The organism is Hyphococcus luteus (assembly GCF_002943565.1).
Classification (GTDB): Bacteria; Pseudomonadota; Alphaproteobacteria; order Caulobacterales; family Parvularculaceae; genus Hyphococcus; species Hyphococcus luteus.
Window position 1 is genome coordinate 70,001 of sequence record NZ_PJCH01000003.1, and the last position, 18,203, is coordinate 88,203.

At 61.8% G+C, this 18,203-nt stretch carries 22 protein-coding genes (1 of these 22 cut by a window edge); 10 read left to right on the top strand and 12 right to left on the bottom strand.

The genetic code is table 11. From position 1 onward, the window contains the following. Window positions 1-784, top strand: the 3' portion of a protein-coding gene (locus CW354_RS02915) for a patatin-like phospholipase family protein (RefSeq protein ID WP_104828556.1). The gene continues 200 nt to the left of window position 1, outside the view; the window shows 784 of its 984 coding nt (coding positions 201-984); the start codon falls outside the window, past its left edge; the stop codon is at window positions 782-784. Between the two features lie 17 nt (window positions 785-801). Here the strand turns inward: CW354_RS02915 and CW354_RS02920 are convergent, their stop codons facing one another. After that, on the bottom strand, window positions 802-1,230 hold the full coding sequence (locus tag CW354_RS02920; protein WP_104828557.1) for a CBS domain-containing protein: 429 nt from the start codon (window positions 1,228-1,230) through the stop codon (window positions 802-804). A gap of 144 nt (window positions 1,231-1,374) precedes the next feature. After that, window positions 1,375-2,100, bottom strand: coding sequence for a rhomboid family intramembrane serine protease (locus CW354_RS02925; protein ID WP_104828558.1), 726 nt, complete (start codon window positions 2,098-2,100; stop codon window positions 1,375-1,377). A gap of 116 nt (window positions 2,101-2,216) precedes the next feature. Here CW354_RS02925 and CW354_RS02930 point away from each other — a divergent pair, with 116 nt between their 5' ends. The 4 genes from CW354_RS02930 (at window position 2,217) to CW354_RS02945 (ending at window position 5,567) form a co-directional block, all read left to right on the top strand. Beyond that, window positions 2,217-2,912 (top strand): PilZ domain-containing protein, encoded by a 696-nt coding sequence (locus CW354_RS02930; protein WP_104828559.1) that lies wholly within the window; start codon window positions 2,217-2,219, stop codon window positions 2,910-2,912. A 47-nt stretch (window positions 2,913-2,959) separates the two neighbouring features. Further along, window positions 2,960-3,613 (top strand): DUF4339 domain-containing protein, encoded by a 654-nt coding sequence (locus CW354_RS02935; RefSeq protein ID WP_104828560.1) that lies wholly within the window; start codon window positions 2,960-2,962, stop codon window positions 3,611-3,613. Between the two features lie 291 nt (window positions 3,614-3,904). Next, window positions 3,905-4,678 carry a PhoH family protein gene (locus tag CW354_RS02940; RefSeq protein ID WP_104828561.1) on the top strand — a complete coding sequence of 258 codons (774 nt, stop codon included), beginning with the start codon at window positions 3,905-3,907 and terminating at the stop codon, window positions 4,676-4,678. Between the two features lie 124 nt (window positions 4,679-4,802). Further along, on the top strand, window positions 4,803-5,567 hold the full coding sequence (locus tag CW354_RS02945; protein ID WP_104828562.1) for a hypothetical protein: 765 nt from the start codon (window positions 4,803-4,805) through the stop codon (window positions 5,565-5,567). Here the strand turns inward: CW354_RS02945 and CW354_RS23275 are convergent, their stop codons facing one another. Together CW354_RS23275 and CW354_RS02955 are read right to left on the bottom strand one after the other, a co-directional pair. After that, window positions 5,568-6,992 (bottom strand): hypothetical protein, encoded by a 1,425-nt coding sequence (locus CW354_RS23275; protein WP_165793489.1) that lies wholly within the window; start codon window positions 6,990-6,992, stop codon window positions 5,568-5,570. It lies immediately after the preceding gene. Between the two features lie 10 nt (window positions 6,993-7,002). Beyond that, window positions 7,003-7,227: a DUF3126 family protein gene (locus CW354_RS02955; protein WP_104828563.1), complete on the bottom strand. Its 225-nt coding sequence runs from the start codon at window positions 7,225-7,227 to the stop codon at window positions 7,003-7,005. Between the two features lie 97 nt (window positions 7,228-7,324). Here CW354_RS02955 and CW354_RS02960 point away from each other — a divergent pair, with 97 nt between their 5' ends. Beyond that, on the top strand, window positions 7,325-7,804 hold the full coding sequence (locus CW354_RS02960) for a copper chaperone PCu(A)C (protein WP_165793490.1): 480 nt from the start codon (window positions 7,325-7,327) through the stop codon (window positions 7,802-7,804). 3 nt (window positions 7,805-7,807) lie between these two features. Here CW354_RS02960 and CW354_RS02965 read toward each other — a convergent pair whose 3' ends face one another. Next, complete coding sequence (locus CW354_RS02965; protein ID WP_104828565.1) at window positions 7,808-9,010, bottom strand: hypothetical protein; 1,203 nt, start codon at window positions 9,008-9,010, stop codon at window positions 7,808-7,810. Between the two features lie 219 nt (window positions 9,011-9,229). On the opposite strand from CW354_RS02965, the gene CW354_RS02970 reads away from it, so the two are divergent. Both CW354_RS02970 and CW354_RS02975 read left to right on the top strand, forming a co-directional pair. After that, window positions 9,230-9,967 carry a hypothetical protein gene (locus CW354_RS02970; RefSeq protein WP_104828566.1) on the top strand — a complete coding sequence of 246 codons (738 nt, stop codon included), beginning with the start codon at window positions 9,230-9,232 and terminating at the stop codon, window positions 9,965-9,967. Between the two features lie 54 nt (window positions 9,968-10,021). Continuing rightward, entirely contained in the window at window positions 10,022-11,902 is a 1,881-nt protein-coding gene (locus tag CW354_RS02975; RefSeq protein ID WP_104828567.1) for an ABC-F family ATP-binding cassette domain-containing protein, read from the top strand. On the opposite strand, the gene CW354_RS02980 is transcribed toward CW354_RS02975, so the two are convergent. Beyond that, the gene (locus CW354_RS02980) at window positions 11,899-12,315 is read right to left on the bottom strand and encodes a DUF6491 family protein (protein ID WP_104828568.1); all 417 of its coding nucleotides are present in this window, start codon (window positions 12,313-12,315) and stop codon (window positions 11,899-11,901) included. The two genes, CW354_RS02975 and CW354_RS02980, sit on opposite strands and share 4 nt — an antisense overlap. Before the next feature lie 59 nt (window positions 12,316-12,374). Next, window positions 12,375-13,196 carry an FkbM family methyltransferase gene (locus CW354_RS02985; RefSeq protein WP_165793491.1) on the bottom strand — a complete coding sequence of 274 codons (822 nt, stop codon included), beginning with the start codon at window positions 13,194-13,196 and terminating at the stop codon, window positions 12,375-12,377. A 236-nt stretch (window positions 13,197-13,432) separates the two neighbouring features. On the opposite strand from CW354_RS02985, the gene CW354_RS02990 reads away from it, so the two are divergent. After that, window positions 13,433-13,726, top strand: coding sequence for a chorismate mutase (locus tag CW354_RS02990; RefSeq protein ID WP_104828570.1), 294 nt, complete (start codon window positions 13,433-13,435; stop codon window positions 13,724-13,726). A 118-nt stretch (window positions 13,727-13,844) separates the two neighbouring features. Then, on the top strand, window positions 13,845-14,780 hold the full coding sequence (locus CW354_RS02995) for a calcium/sodium antiporter (RefSeq protein WP_104828571.1): 936 nt from the start codon (window positions 13,845-13,847) through the stop codon (window positions 14,778-14,780). On the opposite strand, the gene CW354_RS03000 is transcribed toward CW354_RS02995, so the two are convergent. Genes CW354_RS03000 through CW354_RS03020 form a run of 5 tightly spaced genes read right to left on the bottom strand, consistent with a single transcriptional unit; the run spans window position 14,777 to window position 18,066 of the window. Further along, window positions 14,777-15,118 carry a TraR/DksA family transcriptional regulator gene (locus tag CW354_RS03000; protein ID WP_104828572.1) on the bottom strand — a complete coding sequence of 114 codons (342 nt, stop codon included), beginning with the start codon at window positions 15,116-15,118 and terminating at the stop codon, window positions 14,777-14,779. The genes CW354_RS02995 and CW354_RS03000 overlap by 4 nt on opposite strands. A gap of 4 nt (window positions 15,119-15,122) precedes the next feature. After that, a complete protein-coding gene (locus CW354_RS03005; RefSeq protein WP_104828573.1) occupies window positions 15,123-15,572 on the bottom strand; it encodes a DNA polymerase III subunit chi in 450 nt (149 codons plus the stop codon). Then, window positions 15,569-16,120, bottom strand: a complete 552-nt coding sequence (locus tag CW354_RS03010; protein ID WP_104828574.1) for a pyridoxamine 5'-phosphate oxidase family protein — start codon at window positions 16,118-16,120, stop codon at window positions 15,569-15,571. Before CW354_RS03010 ends, CW354_RS03005 begins: the two co-directional genes overlap by 4 nt. Before the next feature lie 3 nt (window positions 16,121-16,123). Beyond that, window positions 16,124-16,558 (bottom strand): DUF1499 domain-containing protein, encoded by a 435-nt coding sequence (locus tag CW354_RS03015; RefSeq protein WP_207764639.1) that lies wholly within the window; start codon window positions 16,556-16,558, stop codon window positions 16,124-16,126. A 17-nt stretch (window positions 16,559-16,575) separates the two neighbouring features. Further along, entirely contained in the window at window positions 16,576-18,066 is a 1,491-nt protein-coding gene (locus CW354_RS03020; RefSeq protein ID WP_104828575.1) for a leucyl aminopeptidase, read from the bottom strand. Window positions 18,067-18,203: the final 137 nt, after the last annotated feature.

The following is an 18,203-nucleotide window of genomic DNA, read 5'->3' on the forward strand; positions in this document are numbered from 1 at the left end:
CCTCGCCGGCACCTCGGTCGGGGCCCTGGTCGGCGGCTTCTGGCTCGCCGGCAAGCTCGACGCGCTTGAAGACTGGGCCCTGGGCCTCTCCCCCACCCGCATGCTGTCCTATGTGGACGTCGTTTTGAACGGCGCCGGGCTCATGGGCGGCAAGCGCCTTGAGCGGGCGATGATGAAATACCTTCCCCCTACGGATATAAAAGATCTGCCCCATGACTATGTGGCGGTGACGGCCGAGCTCGCCACCGGCCATGAAGTCTGGCTGCGCAACGGCGACCTCGCCGACGCCATGCAGGCGGCTTACGCGCTGCCGGGCGTTTTTCCGCCGCGCGCCGTCGAGGGGCGCTGGCTGATCGACGGCGCCCTCGTCAATCCCCTGCCCGTTTCCGCCTGCCGCGCGCTTGGCGCGCGCGTGGTCATCGCCGTCGGTCTTCATGCGGACGCTTTCAATCTCGGCGTCGCGCAGCGCCGCGCCCGCTTCGGCGAAATGCATCCGGACATCGCATCGGGAAAAGGCGCGAAAGCGGGATTGGGGCGCTTGTTTCAGGGAACTGCGAGTGCGCCCGGCGTCGGCTCCGTGATGCTCGCCTCATTCAACATTCTGATGGACCGCGTCACGCGCTCGCGCCTCGCCGGCGATCCGCCGGACGTCCTCGTGACCCCGCAAGTGGGGCATATTTCGCTTCTGGAATTCGACAAGGCTGAGGAACTGATCGCGCTCGGGCGCAAGGCGGTCGACGACGTGCGCCCGCAAATCGACAGCGCGCTGGACTTTCTGGGCTAGGCCGGACGGCTCCGGTTCTAGCCTGCGATATATTCCTTCAGGGCCGCCGCTTCCTGTTCGGCCTCTTCGATCTTGCGCTTGACGACATCGCCGATGGAGACGACGCCGACGACATGCCCGCCATTGGTGACCGGCAAATGGCGTACGCGCCGCTCCGTCATCATCGTCATCAGTTCGTCTACGGATGTTTCCGCTTCGCAGGTGTGAAGATCTTCGGTCATGCACTCGCTGACGCGCATGGTCATCGCATTGGCGCCATGTTTTCCGAGACGACGCACCACGTCCCGCTCCGACAGGATGCCGACAACGCCGCCATCGCCGTCGCGCACGACGACCGCCCCGATATTCTTGTCATTGAGAACGCCCACCGCTTCGGCGATGCTGTCATCAGGCCGGACAGCGAAGATATCCGTTCCTTTGAGCCGAAGGATCTGTTCGACTTTCATACCAAGCCTCCTTCCCTCGCATTGGGATAATCATGCCTGTCGCGGCCCCGATGGGCAAGATGCGCGCGCAAGCGGGAAAGCCCGGAAAACCGCGCCCAAAGCGCGGGTTTTATTTCGCAATTGCGGAAATTCCAGGCGCCGGCGTCAGCGCGCGGCGGCGCCGGCGAGCCGCTCGAACAGAGGATAGGCGAAAACCCCGAAAACATAACCGCCCACATGCGCCTGCCAGGCGCTGGCGCTGCCGAAAAGCTTATGACTGAGCGGCGAGGTGTCGAGGTAAATGCTCGCGATGATGAGCACCGCCGATGTTAAAACGAGAATGACGAAATTGAGCGCGTCGCCGGCGAGCCCGCCCCCTTCGCCCGTGCGCGTCACGAACAGCCAGGCGCAGGCGCCGGCGAGCCCCGCTGCGCCGCCCGAGGCGCCGATCATCGGCTGATAGGCGTCGGGTCTGGCGAGAACGAAGGCCGCGCCGGCGGCCATGCCCGAAATCATGAAAAAGGCGATAAACGCCGCCGCCGCATCGCTTTTGCGGGCCGCCGCGCGCGCTTCCATTTCGCGGTAAACGACCGCGCCCAAAGCGAGGATCGCGGCCAGATTGATGAGAAGATGGGCGGCGTTCACATGAAAAAACATGTAGCCGAGAAACGCCCGCGCCGCGCTTGCGACGTCGCCCCGTTCGAGCGCCATAAGGACGGGCCGCGGCGAAAGTTCGAACAAACGCCAAACCTGGCCAACAAGCCGCGCCGGAGCGAACGCGAGCGCCGCATGCAAAGCCGCCATGAGCGCGCAAAGCCCGGCGATCGCATTGGGCGGATCGATGATCATGGCGAGCAGGCTGCGCTGGTCGTCGTCCTCGGGGCTGGTCATTCCGTGCTCGCAAAAATTGGTAAAAATGATTAACGAAGGGGGCCTTCCAGGGCAAACCTTTGTTCACCAAAGCGTTCTAGTGTCCTAATCAAACACAACAGGGCGATTAGACGATCATGGGTGACTCCAAGCCGGAAAACCAGCCCGGTCCGATGGACGGAGAGGACCTCGCAAATCTCGTTAACGAGCGGCGCAAACATCACCGCGTGGATTTGCCCTTGCGCGCGCGCTATCTGACCGAAGCCGGCGAAGAGCAGACAGGCGTCGTTTTAAACATTTCCGCCGGGGGCGCCATGGTGCGGGCGAAATTTCCGCCGGCCTTCGGCCAGAACGTCGTTCTTTACATCGACCAGGTGGGGCGCATCGAAGGCAAAGTCGTGCGCTCCGGCAATAACTGCTTCGCCGTCAGCTATCCCAAGCGCCGTAAAAAGCAGGCGAAAATCGCCGACGACCTGACATCGATCCTCAACAATCGCCGCCGCGGCGCCGACCGGCGCCAGAACCCGCGCATTCGCCACGACACGCCGGCGAGCGTCCATCTTGAAGACGGACGCGAGCTGGAATGTTCCATTCTGGACATTTCGCTGACCGGCGCGTCGATCGAAGTCAGCCCCCGCCCGCCCTTGGGCACGCATCTCATTTTGGGACGCATGACCGCCAAGGTTGTGCGCCGTCATGAAAAAGGCGTCGGAATTGTATTTACCGGCGGCGCCGAGCGCATGGACGAAGTCGTCGAAAAGACCGCATCTGAGGAGCCTTTTGCTCCATCTGGCCCGGGATTTGCTCAACCCTTCGGCAAGAAAGGCTTTTAGGGCCTGAAAGAAAGGCGTTCGCGCCTAAAAGCAGATGAGGTCAGCCGATGCTCGCAGCAGAAAACTGGTGCGTTAAGGTTCAAGATAAGGTCTACGGGCCTTACACGACCCAAGAGATGCGCAATTTCGCCCTGCAAGGGCGTCTCGCCCGCTGGTCGCTTGTTGCGCCGGCCGGCGGACAATCCTGGCGTGAAGCGCGCAGCGAACTCGTCTTCGCCAATATCTTCTCCACCCCGGCCCAGGCAAATGACACGTCGCCGGTTTCGTCCGATCGCGCCTTCGGCAAGCGCATCGACTGCGACAGCATCGTCAACGAAAACGCGCCTAAAGATCAGCTTACAGACTATGTGCCGGCCAAGACGGTTAAGGCCAAGCGCGCGGCGCGGGCCGACCACAACGGCGTTTCGGAAACCGGCGCGGCGAACTTTATTGTCATTTTCGACGTCGTCAGCGCCGCGGCGAGCCGCGTCGAGGCGGCGATGCTGGGCCTCGGCCCCGCTTTCCGCATCGCCGACAATGTCTGGCATGTGACCTGCGAATTGACCGCGGTTGGCGTGCGCAATGCGATCACGCCGTATTTACGCGGCAGTGAATCGATTTTCGTCGTCGACGCGACACGCGGGCGCAGTTCCTGGGCCAATTACGCGCCGGAGCCGAACGCGAAAATCACCGCGGCCCATTTCAAATCCAAGCAGGCCTGACCGCGGGTCGATCCGCCTCATTCGTTAACATCTAAGAATTTTTTCTGACGCCGGAAAAAGCCTTCGGCGCGCGCCCGAAAACGCGTTATAGTGAATTCGGCGACTGATTCGCGTAAAGCGCCTTTTAAAGGAGTGCGGGCGTCGGAATGCAATGTTGCGGTCCAGCGGGAAGCGGAAAAAGCGCGGCGAGCGCCCTGTCCCTTTCACGCAGCGTTTGCAAGCCCGCAGTCTTGAAAAAATCCGCTTTCCCCTTCAGCGCCGTTTTTTTCCTCAAGTTATTTGGAGGCGTAGATGGCCAAACGCACGGCGCGCCGCGCGGCGCGGCGCATGCAAGAACTTGCGCATTACGGTGAAGATTCGAATGTCCGGCGGCTTTTTGACGAGCCGAAATGGTCTCCCCTCGACGATCAGAAATACGCCCGGACGGACGAACCCCAGCAGAAATACCGCAAGAACATCCGTGCACAGAATGAATCCCAGCAAAAGATGCTGGACGCCATCGACGAGGTCCCGCTCGTCTTCGCCTGCGGCGCGGCGGGCACCGGCAAAACCTATCTCGCCATCGCCAAGGCCGTCGAAGCGCTCGATTCCGGCGCGGTGCGGCGCATCATCCTTTCGCGCCCCGCCGTCGAAGCGGGCGAAAGCCTCGGCTTCCTGCCAGGCGCAATGGAAGAAAAGCTCTCGCCTTACCTGCGCCCGCTTTACGACGCGCTTTGCGACCGCCTTTCCTCGAAGCGTTTGAAAGCGCTGATGGCCGAGGGCGTCATCGAGATCGCGCCTATCGCCTATATGCGCGGACGCACCTTGAACAACGCCTATATCGTCATCGACGAGGCGCAAAACTGCACTTACGGCCAGCTGAAAATGCTTTTGACCCGGCTCGGCTGGAACTCCTCCATGGTGGTCACCGGCGACCCCGCCCAGTCGGACCTCCTGCCCGGCATGTCCGGCCTTGCGGATGTGACGGCCAAGCTCGAAGCGCTCGGGAATGTACGGGCCATCCATTTCAGCCGCGAGGACGTGGTGCGCCACCCGCTGGTGGCGGAAATGATCGACGCCCTTTGATTTCAGGACCTTGCCCATAACCTCGCCAAGGGCGGCCGCTCAAGGCCCCGGCCGGGATTTTACTCCCCGGCCGCCCATGGTAAGGACGACGTCCCGCTTTTGACGCATATTAAGGGACGGAAAAATGAGCAACGGCGGCTACGGGTTCGGCGGCGAAGAGGTCAAACAGGAATCGAGCTGGCGCTATCCGCTCGGCATCTTCATGGCGACGCTCGTCCTGTGCGCCATTTTTCTCTATTATTATGTGGGTCCCAGCGTTGAGGACTTTTCCGGCAACACGCCGAGCCCCGCCATCACCGAAGAGCCGGTGCGGGTCGAGATCGGCGGCGTCGTTTTCTCCCCCGCCGCGAATTACACGGTCTATCCCCGCGCCCGGCGCGGCGGCGCCCGCGACGAGGTGGTGCTTTACGCCCTGTGGCCGACCATGAACGGCTACACTCCCGCCCAGCGCCGGGAGTTCATCGAAAACGCGCCCGACACGCGCCGCATCGACATCGTCATTTCGAAACGCTCCTCGGCCTTCGCCGAAGCCGAACGCTTCGAGCGGCTTTATCTGCCCCAGACGGTGGATGCGCGCGGCGTCAGGACGCCTTACCAACTGACCAAATTCACCTTCAAGGACCAGCGCTCCAACGTGCCCACCAACGGCTATGCGGACACCGAGCTTTTCGTCGGCCCCGATGAGAGCGGCGCCACGGCGGCGATCTTCTGTTTCAAGGAAAAGGAAGACATCCAGAGTCCCGAATGCTGGCGCGAATATGAATATGGCGACACCATCGAAGTGAGCTACCGCTTCAAGCGGCCTTACCTGCCGGAATGGAAATCCCTCGACGAAGCGGTGCGCAATTTCGTCGCCGGCCTCGACCGCTCACACCTTGCGGGCGAGTGATCAGTAGCGCTGGAACTGCGCGCTCAAGGCGACCATGAAAAACGGCGCGAGAAAAAGCCCGATCCCGGCGTGGATAGCGAAATAGGCCGCAGCGCCGACGCCGCCTTCCCATGAAAACGCATAAGCGCACGCGACCGTCGCCGCGCCGCCCGCCCCATAGGCGATGGCGAAACGGCGCAAGCCGTCGGACATGGCGTTCTGGGCGACGTCGCGGGCGTTGCGCCAGATATCGCTGGCGTTGCGCCAGCTCACCGTCAATTGCGACAGCGCGATCGCCGACAGCGCGAGCCCCGCAAAGCGTTCCGCCGCCGCCGGCGCCGTCATCGCGAAGACGGCGTAAATGTAATGGGTGAAGACCGCGCTCAAAAACAGGATTACGACGATCAGAAGGCTGGTGCGCACCGATACGAAAGCGAGCCCCGCCGCCACGAGAACAAAAACCAGAAAGACGGCGAGGCTCGCGCCCTCCGGCACGCCAGTCTCGAACGCCGCGACAACGGTCAGCACGCCGGCGATGGCGCTCGCCGCCAGGGCCGTCGTCGCCGGCAGGCGCTTGCGGAACGGCCGCCAGCTTTCGGCGAATCGCTGGCGGCGGCGGTTTTCGTCGACCGCCACCTGCTCGCTGGGCCGGAAAATCGAGAGCACCCCCGTGGCGATGGTCAGCGCCGCCGCCGCCGCGATCAGGGCCGCGGCCCCTGCCGCGGCGAGGAGACGCCAGTCGACGGCGCCGAAATTCGCCTGGAAGGTGACGACGCTCATATAAGCGAGCGCGGCGAGCACGCTGAACGCCGCCGGCGCGACCGCCCCGTGGCCCGCCGCCGCCGCAGCGTCTTTCGGCGCAAGGCCGCGGGCGAAATGCTGCGCGAAATCGGCGCCGACGCCGATCCCGACGCTGACGCCGCCCATAAGCGCAATGGCCGCCGCCGCCGCGCTGAACGGCGAGACGACGAGATTTTCAAGCGCGAAATAGCCGACGCCCCCGACGGCGCCGATCACCGCCGCGAGAGGGCCGGCCAGCCCGAGGCGCAGCGTGCTGCGCGTTAAGGGCGCGAGCGCCGCGAGAAACACGAACAGCCCCAGCCCCGCGCCGGCGGCCGCCCGCGGCGGCGCAAAATCCGACCCCCCGAGCGGCGTCGCCCCGAACGCGGCGGCCACAAGCCCAGCGCCCAGCGCGGTGATCAGCACCAGGAACAAAATGCGGAAAACAAGCTTTTGCGGCGTCAGCGCGGCCAGCGCCAGCGGCGCGCAGACAATCGCCGCCGCCGCCGCTGCAAATTTCAGAATCAGCAAGCCGCTCGCCGGATCGGCGCTGTGGCGCACGCCAAGCACGCACAAAGCCGTGACCGCGAGCGCGAGAACGCTCGTGACCAGGAATGGACGTTCAGCCGAAAGCTTTCCGAGAAAACCCGTTGGCGCGCCCGGCAAGGATCACCTCTTAGCTGGCCGGCCGCTCCGGCAGGTCTATTTCAAGAATCGCCATATTGAAGTCATAGGAGACGTCGCCGTCTTCGTCGTCCCGGAAAATGACCCCGATGAATTCATCGCCGAGATAGACTTCCGCCGAATCGTCCTTGTTCGGGCGAGCGCGAATGGTGAGATCCGGCAGGCCGAATTTGGTCTGCAGATATTGCTGCAGGCGTGCGATTTCGATCGAGTCCATAACGTCTTGTCCTTTGCGTCCGCCCGTCTTAACCGTATCCGACGCGGGCGCCAACCGCCGCCGGCAAAGCCTTTTCCAGGCGCTGAGGAGCCAAGCCATGCAGATTCTTCGCCAATTGCCTATCGCCCTTTTTCTCGCCCTCGCCGCCTGCGGCGGACCGGAGCCTTCAGCCTGCGACGGAGACGGCGTCTCGGCCTCGGGCGCCTGGCTGCGCGCCGCCGGCGAAGGCCAGCCCATGAGCGCCGCCTATGTCGAGCTCTGCAACGGCGCAGACGCGCCGGACAAACTTGTCGCCGCGCACTTCGACGGCGCGAATGCGGCCGAAATCCATATAACGAGCATGGACGAAGACGGAATGGCCAGCATGGCCCCGGCGGAAGGCGGCCTCGCGCTGGCGCCTCATGAAAAAACCGCCCTCGCCCCCGGCGGGGCCCATATCATGCTGATCGGGCTTTCCGCCCCGATCGCAGCAGGCGAGGAAGCGGCGATCACCCTCGAATTCGAGAACGCCGAGCCTATGACCGTCATGTTCAAGGCGATGAGCCCGGCCGAGGCCGCCGCTCATCAAGGTCACTAGCCGCTATTCCATCCGGTTGCGGTCGCGGAAAGTGACGATCTGCAATTTGTCTTCGCCCACATGATCGCGGATCGTCGCGTCGAGATCGACGATATGGAAGCGGCTCCATTCGTTCGATTCAACGACGCGGAACATCATCCCCGTGGCGCCGCGCATCACTGCGCCGATCAGCGCCAGATAGACGAGCGAGGCGCCGGCGAAGAAGCCCAGCGTTTGAAGGCTCGCGCCTTTGACGAAAAGCAGCGCCGCCAGCCCCGCAATCGCGATGCTCGTCAAAAAGAGCCCGCCGGCCCAGTAAAGCGTCGTATTGCGGCGCACCTGGTAGAATTTGTTGCGCAGGGCGAGCTCGCACAGGAAAAGCCGCATGGCGAACCAGTGATAAGCGAGCGTCCATGAACCCGCCTCGTCTTTCAGTTCCTCGCGCTGGGCCATGCGCTTGTCGCGCTCCACGTTGAGGGCTCGCCTTTTCGCCACCTGAAAGTTGTTGTTGATGCGCGCGAATTTCGACGTGATGTAATTGTCGAGATTCATCAGGTTGCGCTGCTGCACGACCTTATAGGGCCAGGAATAGACGAGAAACGCGAGGAAGACGCCGACAAGCGCCGCCGCCGCGAAAATCGCCGCCGGGGCGCCGCCGATCTGCGCCGCGCTGTCCGGTAGCGCCGCGCCGGCGCCCGATTGCAGCAAAAGAACCCCGGCGCCGAAGACGAGAAGATAAAGCGCCGGCGTCCAGATCAGGAGCATGCGCCGCGTATTGTTATTCAGCGTGCGGCGGAACAGCGTCGTCACCTCGAGAAAGCGCCGGTCGATGCTGTTCCGGTCGAAACCGAGCGCGGCGTTCAGATACTCCTGCTCGACTTCTTCATAAAAGAAATCGCCGCGCGCGAAGATGGGAAAGCCGTAACGGTAAAACGCCCTCGCATCGGACGCATACCCGGCCGCCTGCTCCAGGGAGAGTTCCGAGGCCGCCTTTTCCGTGAGGCGCGGGCGCGGCAATTGCTTGAAGAGAAATGTCTCAACGCCTGAAGGCGGCTCTTCGCGATATTCCTCTTCCAGAATGTCTGCGCCCGCCGCGCTGGCGATGATCGACCCGCCGGCGTTGGCCGCCGTGCGGCCCGCCGCTTTCGCGTCGCCTGCGCCGCGTTTTACAAACCGCCCCACAACACGGAACGGCAAAGTCAGCAATCTGATGATACGCCCCAGCATAACCCGCCCTCCTCTCTCATTTTTCTTTTAAGAGATGGGGGTGCGGGCGGCTTTGTTCAATAAAGAGACTGCTTTTAGGACAGCGCGTGAAACAAAAACTTCACATTGAACGCACGCACGTTGAACAATGTCTGATCTGTTCAGCGATTTTCCAAAGACAGGCCCTTCGCGCTGTGGAAACCGGTTGCGCAAAACCGCGGCAAGCGGATAGATCACGGCATGAAACATCTTCTGACCGCGCTTTGCGCCGCAATCGCGGCGGCGTCTTCTTTCGCATTTGCGAACGACGCCGCCAGCAACACAGCATGTGAAACCGCTTCGCTTTCCACAAAGGCGGATGTCACCACGTCCGCCGGATCATCCTACAAGGTCGAAACCTATTACCGCACGCCCGGCGAAGCGGCAGCGCGCTTCATCACCGACAAACCGGCGCTTATGGCGGTCGAAGGCCCGCTCGTGTGGGTGCGAAGCGCCGAAGGCGACATGCTCGCCGGCGAAAACGAGCGCCGCTTCGTCATCGGCCATCAGTTTCACGCCCTCGCCTTTTATTTCGACGACATCATGTCGGATGTAACGGCGATCAAAGGAATCGACTTCAAGGACGGAAACTATAAAGGCCGCAAAGGCGTCTATCCGGGTGGCGGCGAAGCGACGCTTGCCATCGGCAAAAACAAGCGGCCCCTCGGCCTTCTCCTCGAGCTGCCGGACGAAACGCGCATCGAAGTCGCTTATGAAGACTGGCGCGAAACGCCTTCAGGAAAGACGGCGCCCTACGCCGTCACGATTTCCCATAACGGAACGATCTTCAATTACCGCTACACGGAGGTGACCTTCGCGACCGGCGGCGCCGCGGCTTTTCAGGAGGCCTATCCCGCGCCAACGATCGGCGCCGTCGCCGATTACCGCGCGGCCCGCGCGAAAGAAGCGGCGGCCTGCGATAGCGGCGCCGACGACTAGAAATCCCGGCGCCGCCCTTTCCCTCCCGCAAAGGCGGAGCTAAAAGCGCCCGCCATGTTGCATATCAACGATCTCACCTACGCCATTGAGGGCCGCGTCCTGTTCGATCAGGCGACGGCGGCGATCTCCGACGGCTGGAAGGCGGGCTTTGTCGGCGCCAACGGCTCAGGCAAGTCGACCCTGCTGAAGATCATCAAAGGCGAGATTTATACGGGCGGCGACGAGATTTCGATCCGTAAGAACCGCCGCCTCGGCTCGGTGGACCAGGAGGCGCCCTCCTCCGACATCTCGCTCCTCGACACGGTGCTGCGTGAGGACAAGGAGCGCGCAGCGCTGACCGCCGAAGCCGAAACCGCGACCGATCCCCACCGCATCGCGGAGATCCAGACGCGCCTCGCCGATATCGACGCCTATTCGGCCGAAGCGCGCGCCGGCGCCATCCTCTCGGGGCTAGGCTTCTCGGCGGAAGACCAGAAACGCGCCTGTTCGGAGTTCTCCGGCGGCTGGCGCATGCGCGTCGCGCTCGCCGGCGTTCTGTTCTCCGCGCCGGATCTTCTCCTGCTCGACGAGCCCACCAACTATCTCGATCTAGAAGGGACGATCTGGCTCGAAGCCTATCTGAGGCGCTATCCTTATACGGCGCTGATCGTCTCCCACGACCGCTCGCTTTTGAACAACGCCGTCACGCACATCATGGCGCTCGAAGGCGGCAAGCTGTCGGTGCATGCGGGCGGCTTCGACTCTTATGAAAAGAAACGCGCCGAAGCGCGCGCCCAGGCCGCCTCCTTCAAGGCGCGCCAGGATGCGCGCCGGCGGCACATGCAGTCTTTCGTGGACCGTTTCCGCGCCAAGGCGTCGAAAGCCAAACAGGCGCAAAGCCGCATCAAGATGCTCGAAAAGATGGAGGAAGTCGCCGAACCGATTTCCGAACGCACGGTTCCTTTTCACTTCCCGAACCCGAAGCCGATGGCCCCGCCGATCATCCGCATCGTCGAGGGCGAGCTTGGTTACGAGGAGGGAAAGCCGGTCCTCAGCAAAGTCAATCTGCGTCTCGACAATGACGATCGCATTACGATTCTCGGGCCCAATGGCGAAGGCAAGTCGACCCTCGTCAAGACCATGTCCGGACGCCTGCCGCTGCTCGGCGGCAATGTCTACAAACACAAGAAACTACAGATCGCCTATTTTGCCCAGCATCAGCTCGATGAATTAAAGCCGAAACAGTCGGCTTACGATCATGTGCGCGCGCTCATTCCCGAGGCGACGGAAGCCGAAACGCGGTCGGCGGCGGCGCGTCTCGGCTTCGGTCCGGACAAGGCCGATGTGAAAGTCGAAAAACTTTCCGGCGGGGAGAAGGCGCGGCTGCTTTTAGGGCTCATCACCTTTCACGGCGCCCATCTTCTCATTCTCGACGAGCCGACGAACCATCTCGACATGGGCGCGCGCGAAGCCCTGGTCGAAGCGCTCAACGATTTTCAGGGCGCGGTTCTTCTGATCACCCATGACGCGCATCTCGCTTCCGCCGTCGCGGACCGTTTGTGGCTTGTGAACAAGGGCAAGGCCGAGCCCTATGACGGCGATCTTTCCGATTATCGCGAGCTCATTCTCGCCGCCAACCGGACCGCCGCGAAAGAAAGCCCGGCGAGAGCGGCCGTCAATGAGCGGGAGGTCGCGCGCAAAAGCGCCGCCGAAACCCGCCTCGCCCTGCAGCCCCTGAAGAAAAATGCCGAAGACGCCGAAACCCGTCTCGACAAGTTGAACGACACGCTGCGCCGGCTCGACGACGCGCTCGCCGAGCCGGGACTATATGAAAAGAACCTGGCGCGCGCCACAAAGCTGCAAAAAGAACGCGCGGCGCTCGTCAGCGCTATTGAACAGACGGAAACGGACTGGCTCGCCGCGCTTGAGGCCTATGAAGAGGCGAAAACGCTTTAGTTTTCGTCCTCCGGCTTTTCTTCCTCAGCGCCGGGATTCCATTCATAAATATTCTGAATGACGCAGGCGCCGGTGACGCCGAAACCGCTGCTGAACGCCTCGACCCTTTCGCCGCGACGCCGGCAATCGGCGCCATAATTGTAGAATACCGGAACCGAAGCCCCTGGCCCCAGATCGCCGCACCCCCGGGAAAAGACGAGCAGATATTTTCGCCGCATCGTGCCGGTCACAAAGGCGTCTTTGCCGCCGATGCGGACATAACCGCCCGACGCAGCGGCCGTTTGCGAAAAACAGGCCCGCTTCACTTCCGCGCCGATGCGCGGGTCGCTTTCAGGATCGAACGCCTCGCGCTCTGCAGTCGCACAGCCGCCGATCGTCAGGAAGATGACGCAAACAGTCATAAACTTGGGCATATACGCCACGCAGTATCTCCTCGACTAAAACCCATTGCTGAACTTACTCGTTTTTATACTTATGCGTCTGTTGTCGAGCCGCGAGCTTTTTTGTTTTTTTCAGCTTCCCTCAGCATCTCAATTCGCTTCTTACTTTTTTCAGCATTAAACACAAAACGCTCATCATCCCTTTTCAAGAATAGAAAATCTAGCTGGTTCGGCGCGTAGGCGCGAGCATTCAACACATCGTATATTTCGAACCCGTACTCAGCCATTAATGCGATCGTCGCGGAAATCGGCCGCACGCCTACAAATATCTTCTTGATTTGACATTCCGCAATAACAAATTCGACTTTGTCCATTATACTAGAACAGCCTAGCAAACAGTCATATTCATGCCCCTCAATATCTATCTTCAAACCATACGGTCCATCATAACCATACTCCTGCGTCAGCTCGTCGAGGCGACGAACCTTCACTGGAACGGCGTTCGATGCATCGAGATGGAGACCCGCACGCGACTTCAAGCTAAAATGGCCGGTTATCGGCGTAAGAGGAACTTCTATTTGGGCATCTTCCTTGCCAGCAGCAATGATATGAGCATCAAAGTCAACCTTAGGCCACTTTTTCTTGATAGCATCTATGTGATGGCCCAATGGTTCAACAAGCACAATTTTCCTATCTAAAAATGTCTGGTATAGTTCAGGCGTGCCTCTATTCACACCAACATCGAATATTGTCTTAGCCTCAAACCCTAACTGTCGCAGATACCGAGCCGTAAATTTATCGCGAAAGGCGATGATGCCTCGTTGCTTTAAAGCTGCAGTAAAATCCTTGAAATTTCTGCCCTTCAAACCATCATTGGCCTTGAAAAGAGCTTCCACAGCATCGGCGATATTCATAAGAAAATCCCTATTTTTTAGCGTTGAGCACCGGTCCCGCTGACGAGCGGCGGAACGCGTTTTTCTCTTTGTGCAACTTCGCATTTAACGCCCACAAGCAAAAAGGTCACCCAATTCTTATACATATTCGCCTCGCTCACTCGCCCCGCGCCATGCTAGCTTGCGCGCCGGAATGCGCCAAGCTAAGGAGCGATCGCTCGTTTTGAGCGCGCGGGCCGCGAAAGAGGATCGAAGGCATGAAAAAAGCCGAAGACTGCCAGAGCATGGACGAAGTGCGGGCCGAGATCGACCGGGTCGATCAGGCGCTGGTCGATCTTCTCGCCGAGCGCTGGACCTATGTGGACCGAGCCTGGGTTTTCAAACGGTCGCCCGACGAGGCGTCGGTGCCCTGGCGCAATCAGGACGTCATCGAAAAGGTTCGCGCGCGCGCCGAGACCGCCGGCATGCCCGCCGAAATGGCCGAGGCGCTGTGGCGGCTCATCATCGGCTGGGGCATCCAGTACGAAGAAGAACGCCTGAAACAAAAATAGGCCGCGCGGCCCCCGGCACAATTCCTGAAAAATAATTCCCCTACGGCCTTCTTCGCCTCTGGCGCAGGGCCTTAAACCTCTTACATGCCTCGCTTATTCACAAGGGGCGCTTTTTTAAATGATCTGGCTTTCCATTATCGCGGGCCTTGTCCTCCTCACCATTGGGGCGGAGGCGCTGGTCAGGGGCGCCTCGGCGCTGGCGCGCCGCTTCGGCCTGTCGGAGTTGTTGATCGGCATCACCCTGGTCGGCTTTGGCACCTCCTCACCGGAACTCGTCTCCAGCCTCGCCGCCGCCTTCGCGGGCTCGCCCGGCGTCGCCGTGGGCAATGTGGTCGGCTCGAACATCGCCAACATTCTTTTGATCCTCGGGGCATCGGCGCTGATCGCGCCCATCGCCGTACAATCCGACGGTTTGCGCCGGGACGCGCCCGCCCTCGCGCTGGCGACGCTCGCCATGATCGGCGTCGCCCTCACCGGCGAATTCGGCCGCATTGCCGGCGGCGTCTTTCTCGCCGGTCTCGCCGCCTATCTGGCGCTCGCTTACATCACCGAAAAGCGCGCCGCCGACAAAGGCCTTCTCGACATCCCCCATGAAACGCCTGGCGCCGTCCTGCCTTCCATTGCGCTCAGTCTCGCCGGCCTCGCCTTGCTCGCTTTCGGCGCGAAGCTGCTCGTCTCAGGCGCTATCGAAGTCGCGACCGCGCTTTCCGTCTCCGAAACGCTCATCGGCCTCACCATAGTGGCGGTGGGCACGTCGCTGCCCGAACTCGTCACCTCGGTCGTCGCCAGCCTGCGCGGCAAGAGCGGCCTCGCGCTCGGCAATGTCGTCGGCTCGAATATCTACAACAGTCTCGGCATTCTCGGCGCGACGGCGCTCATTCATCCTGTGGCGGCGCCGCCGGCCATCGTGCGTTTCGACAACTGGGTGATGCTCGCGGCGACGGCGGCGCTGATCCTCTTCGCCTTTACGCGCAGCCGTATCGAACGCTGGGAAGGCGCGCTTCTCGCCGTCTGCTACGCCGCCTATATCGGTTTTCTCGTTTTTAACGCCTAACCCTTGCCGGCGCAGGGCGCACAGCGCGTCGCCGTCAAATCGATCTCAAGGCGTTTCGGCGCAATTTCCTCGCCGCATTCGGCGCAATAGCCATATTCGCCGTCTTCGATGCGCGCGAGCGCCGCCTCTATCCGACGCAGTTCGCCGATCCGGCGCGCCTCCTGCGCATTGGCCATGGCTTGCTGTTGCAAGGCGTCTTGGCGCGACAGGCGCCCGACCGATTGCTGATCGAGTTCGACAGGTTTGCGCGAGTCCTTTGCGCCCGCGGAGAGACTTTGCAGCTCCTCCCGGCGCGCTTCGAGCTTCGCGCGAAAATGATCCAGCGTCGCCTGGTCCATGACTTTAGTTCTGCTTTTCCCAGCGCCCTTCGGGCGACTGTTTCCAGTAAGCGACGTCGTGGCCCGCCGCCTTCGCCTCTTTCCAGAAGCCCCGCGCATCGGCCAGCGCATCCTCGTCGCGGCCGTCGAAAATCGTCACGCAGCGCGTAAAGCCGCCAAGAGAGTCGGCTTTGGCTTTTGCGTTGTCGGTGAGGAACAGAATATCCGCATGGTTCGGAACGTCCTCGCCTTCGGTGAGCCAGACTGGCTGGCCCTCTCCCTCCCCCGCCGCGGCGTGCGGCAGGAAGGACTCTTCGCGATAGGTCCACAGATAGGTGTCGAGCGCCTCGACGCGCTCGCGCGAACCGGCGCGCACCACCGCCTTCCAGCCGCGCTCCAGCGTCTTTTCAAGAAGCCCCGGCAAGACGTCTTCAAGCCGTCCGCGTTCGAGATGGTAAAACATCACTTCGGTCATTCGACCTGCTCCGACAGCGCCGTTTCGAAACCGTCGATGCTTTTCATGTTCTTCTCGCGCCAATAATCGGCGATTCCATCCGGCCCTTTCGCCTCAGTCCATTGTGTCAGGATCGGGCGCTGACGCACAAGCTTCATCTCTGGCACGGCGAAACCGCAGCTTGTCTGAACGCTTTCAATATCGATGAAAACCACCTGCCGCGCGCCGGTGTTGGCAGGAAAAAGCGATTTCGATTGCTCGAACGCAGCAGAGCCGCGCGGCGCACAGCGTCCGCGCCCGTAAAGACGCAGGATCAGCGGTTTCTTCTCATAGCTGTTGAACATGACGGTGATGCGCCCGTCACGTTTGAGATGCGCGTCGGTTTCATTGCCGCTGCCGGTGAGATTCAAAAATGCGCAAGCCGTCGGCGAAAACACGCGAAAACTGTCGAGACCCTTGGGCGACAGATTAATACGCCCATCCGCCGCAGCGGTTGCGACGAAGAACATGGGCTGGCGTTCGATGAACGCAATCTGTTCGTCCGTCAACGCTTTAAAGAAACTCGCCATGATCTATTCCTTCAAGGCCGCCCGCAATTTCTCAACGCGTTTCCGGTTGGCGCCCATATCGCCATAGCCAACGCGCGAGGCGGAGCGGATATGAACTTGCGTCTCAGCCTTGCGGAATTCCACATCGTCCACAAAGCCCATGAGCGGCGACGAAAACTCCGCCGCGACATAGCCCTCGCGCACATCGACGATGCGCCCGCCCTGACGCTCGATCGCGTCCGGGATTTTGTCCCAGGCCTCAAGCGGCAGCGGCGCCGTTTTGTGGCTTTCCGGCGCGCCCGCCTCGCTTGAAACGCAATTGGGCGAGGACGGACAGGGCGCCAGCCGGCCCTCGACGAGGCCCGGCGAGGCGCCGCTTTTCGATTTCAGGGCGAGCATGAAAAATGCGCCGGCGCCGGCGATCAGCAAAACGAGAACGATAACGCTGATGATTTTCATGCCCGGCCTCCGCCGTTTCAGCCTTCGCAGTTGGCGCGCACATATTCGTCGAGCAGGCGCACGCCGAAGCCGGTCCCGCCTTTCGGGCAGGTCGGCTTGTCTTTCGTCGACCACGCCATGCCGGCGATGTCGAGATGCGCCCAGGAAACGTCATCCTTGATGAAGCGGCCGAGGAACGCCGCCGCCGTCGACGAGCCGCCGCCCTTGCCGCCGATATTCTGCATGTCGGCGATTTCGGACTTGATCATCTCGTCATGGGCTTTGGTGAGCGGCATGCGCCACAGCTTGTCGCCGCTCGTCTCGCTCGCCGCATCCAGCGCCTTTGCAAGCTTGTCGTCCTTGGTGAACATGCCGCCGAACTCGTTGGCGAGAGAAACGATGATGGCGCCGGTGAGCGTCGCCAGATCGATCACGGTTTTCGGCTTGTAAGTTTCCTGCGTCCACCACAGGGCGTCGGCGAGGACGAGACGGCCTTCCGCGTCGGTGTTCAAGACCTCGATGGTCTGGCCCGACATGGATTTGACGACGTCGCCCGGGCGCTGGGCGTTGCCGTCCGGCATGTTCTCAACAAGCCCGACGACGCCGATGACATTGGCTTTCGCCTTACGCCCTGCGATCGCGGCCATGGCGCCCGTCACCGCGCCGGCGCCGCCCATGTCCCATTTCATGTCCTCCATGCCGCCGGCGGGCTTCAGCGAGATGCCGCCGGTATCGAAGGTGACGCCCTTGCCCACGAAAGCGACGGGCGCATCGCCCTTCTTGCCGCCCATCCATTCCATGGCGACGAGCTTGGGCGGACGGGACGAGCCTTGCGCAACGCCGAGCAGCGAGCCCATGCCGAGCTTTTTCATCTGCGCTTCGGTGAGCACCGTCACCTTGACGCCAAGATCCGCGAGCTCCTGACAGCGCTTGGCGAAGCTTTCCGGATAAAGGATGTTCGCCGGCTCCGAGACGAGATCGCGCGTCAGGAACACGCCGTCGCCGATCTTTTCGTAATCGGCGTAGACGTCTTTGGCTTTTGTCGAAGACGTCGCAATCGTGACTTTATTGAGAACCGGCTTGTCCTCTTTCTTTTCCTTGGTGCGGTATTTGTCGAACCGGTACGCCTTCATCCGCGCGCCAAGCGCGATGCGCGCGGCAAGCTCGTCGGCGGCCGGTTTCTTGATCGAAAGCCCGGACAGCGCGATCGCCGCGCTCTTGTCGCGGCCCGCGAGCAGCTTGCCGGCGGCGTTTCCGCCCAGCGCCTCGGCGTCGAGCGCGGTGAAATCCTTCGACGGTCCCGCGCCGACCAGCAGGATGCGGCTGTTTCCGAGCCCCGCCGGCGCGACAATATCAAGCATCTTGCCTTTCTTGGCCTTGAAGTCCGCCGCCTTCACCGCGCGCGCGACAGCGCCGTCCGTCGCCTTGTCGAGGTCGTCATAAGCTTTCGGCTTCGCGCCGTCTTCGAAAACGGGCATGATGATCGCGCCGCTTTTCGGGAGGGCGGCTGCGGAAAAGTTAATTTGCATGAAAGTCCTCTTTTCGTGTCTTACTCCGGCCTTGCGGGCCGGCTTTTCGGGCGCTTCCAGCGCCGGGCCGGATCGTGCTAGGCCGGGGGCGGTTTTGGCGGCGCTACTCTAACGGCGTCGCGCAATAAGGGAAGACG

What these genes read in the sequence shown, in the direction of transcription:
- CW354_RS02960 (WP_165793490.1), top strand. Translation starts at nt 7,325, where the DNA reads ATGCAGATTCTTCGCCAATTGCCTATCGCCCTTTTTCTCGCCCTCGCC.
- CW354_RS02955 (WP_104828563.1), bottom strand. Translation starts at nt 7,227, where the DNA reads ATGGACTCGATCGAAATCGCACGCCTGCAGCAATATCTGCAGACCAAA.
- CW354_RS03020 (WP_104828575.1), bottom strand. Translation starts at nt 18,066, where the DNA reads ATGCAAATTAACTTTTCCGCAGCCGCCCTCCCGAAAAGCGGCGCGATC.
- CW354_RS02930 (WP_104828559.1), top strand. Translation starts at nt 2,217, where the DNA reads ATGGGTGACTCCAAGCCGGAAAACCAGCCCGGTCCGATGGACGGAGAG.
- CW354_RS02935 (WP_104828560.1), top strand. Translation starts at nt 2,960, where the DNA reads ATGCTCGCAGCAGAAAACTGGTGCGTTAAGGTTCAAGATAAGGTCTAC.
- CW354_RS02945 (WP_104828562.1), top strand. Translation starts at nt 4,803, where the DNA reads ATGAGCAACGGCGGCTACGGGTTCGGCGGCGAAGAGGTCAAACAGGAA.
- CW354_RS03010 (WP_104828574.1), bottom strand. Translation starts at nt 16,120, where the DNA reads ATGGCGAGTTTCTTTAAAGCGTTGACGGACGAACAGATTGCGTTCATC.
- CW354_RS02940 (WP_104828561.1), top strand. Translation starts at nt 3,905, where the DNA reads ATGGCCAAACGCACGGCGCGCCGCGCGGCGCGGCGCATGCAAGAACTT.
- CW354_RS02995 (WP_104828571.1), top strand. Translation starts at nt 13,845, where the DNA reads ATGATCTGGCTTTCCATTATCGCGGGCCTTGTCCTCCTCACCATTGGG.
- CW354_RS02975 (WP_104828567.1), top strand. Translation starts at nt 10,022, where the DNA reads ATGTTGCATATCAACGATCTCACCTACGCCATTGAGGGCCGCGTCCTG.
- CW354_RS03005 (WP_104828573.1), bottom strand. Translation starts at nt 15,572, where the DNA reads ATGACCGAAGTGATGTTTTACCATCTCGAACGCGGACGGCTTGAAGAC.
- CW354_RS02985 (WP_165793491.1), bottom strand. Translation starts at nt 13,196, where the DNA reads ATGAATATCGCCGATGCTGTGGAAGCTCTTTTCAAGGCCAATGATGGT.
- CW354_RS02990 (WP_104828570.1), top strand. Translation starts at nt 13,433, where the DNA reads ATGAAAAAAGCCGAAGACTGCCAGAGCATGGACGAAGTGCGGGCCGAG.
- CW354_RS03000 (WP_104828572.1), bottom strand. Translation starts at nt 15,118, where the DNA reads ATGGACCAGGCGACGCTGGATCATTTTCGCGCGAAGCTCGAAGCGCGC.
- CW354_RS02920 (WP_104828557.1), bottom strand. Translation starts at nt 1,230, where the DNA reads ATGAAAGTCGAACAGATCCTTCGGCTCAAAGGAACGGATATCTTCGCT.
- CW354_RS03015 (WP_207764639.1), bottom strand. Translation starts at nt 16,558, where the DNA reads ATGAAAATCATCAGCGTTATCGTTCTCGTTTTGCTGATCGCCGGCGCC.
- CW354_RS02965 (WP_104828565.1), bottom strand. Translation starts at nt 9,010, where the DNA reads ATGCTGGGGCGTATCATCAGATTGCTGACTTTGCCGTTCCGTGTTGTG.
- CW354_RS02980 (WP_104828568.1), bottom strand. Translation starts at nt 12,315, where the DNA reads ATGCCCAAGTTTATGACTGTTTGCGTCATCTTCCTGACGATCGGCGGC.
- CW354_RS02925 (WP_104828558.1), bottom strand. Translation starts at nt 2,100, where the DNA reads ATGACCAGCCCCGAGGACGACGACCAGCGCAGCCTGCTCGCCATGATC.
- CW354_RS02970 (WP_104828566.1), top strand. Translation starts at nt 9,230, where the DNA reads ATGAAACATCTTCTGACCGCGCTTTGCGCCGCAATCGCGGCGGCGTCT.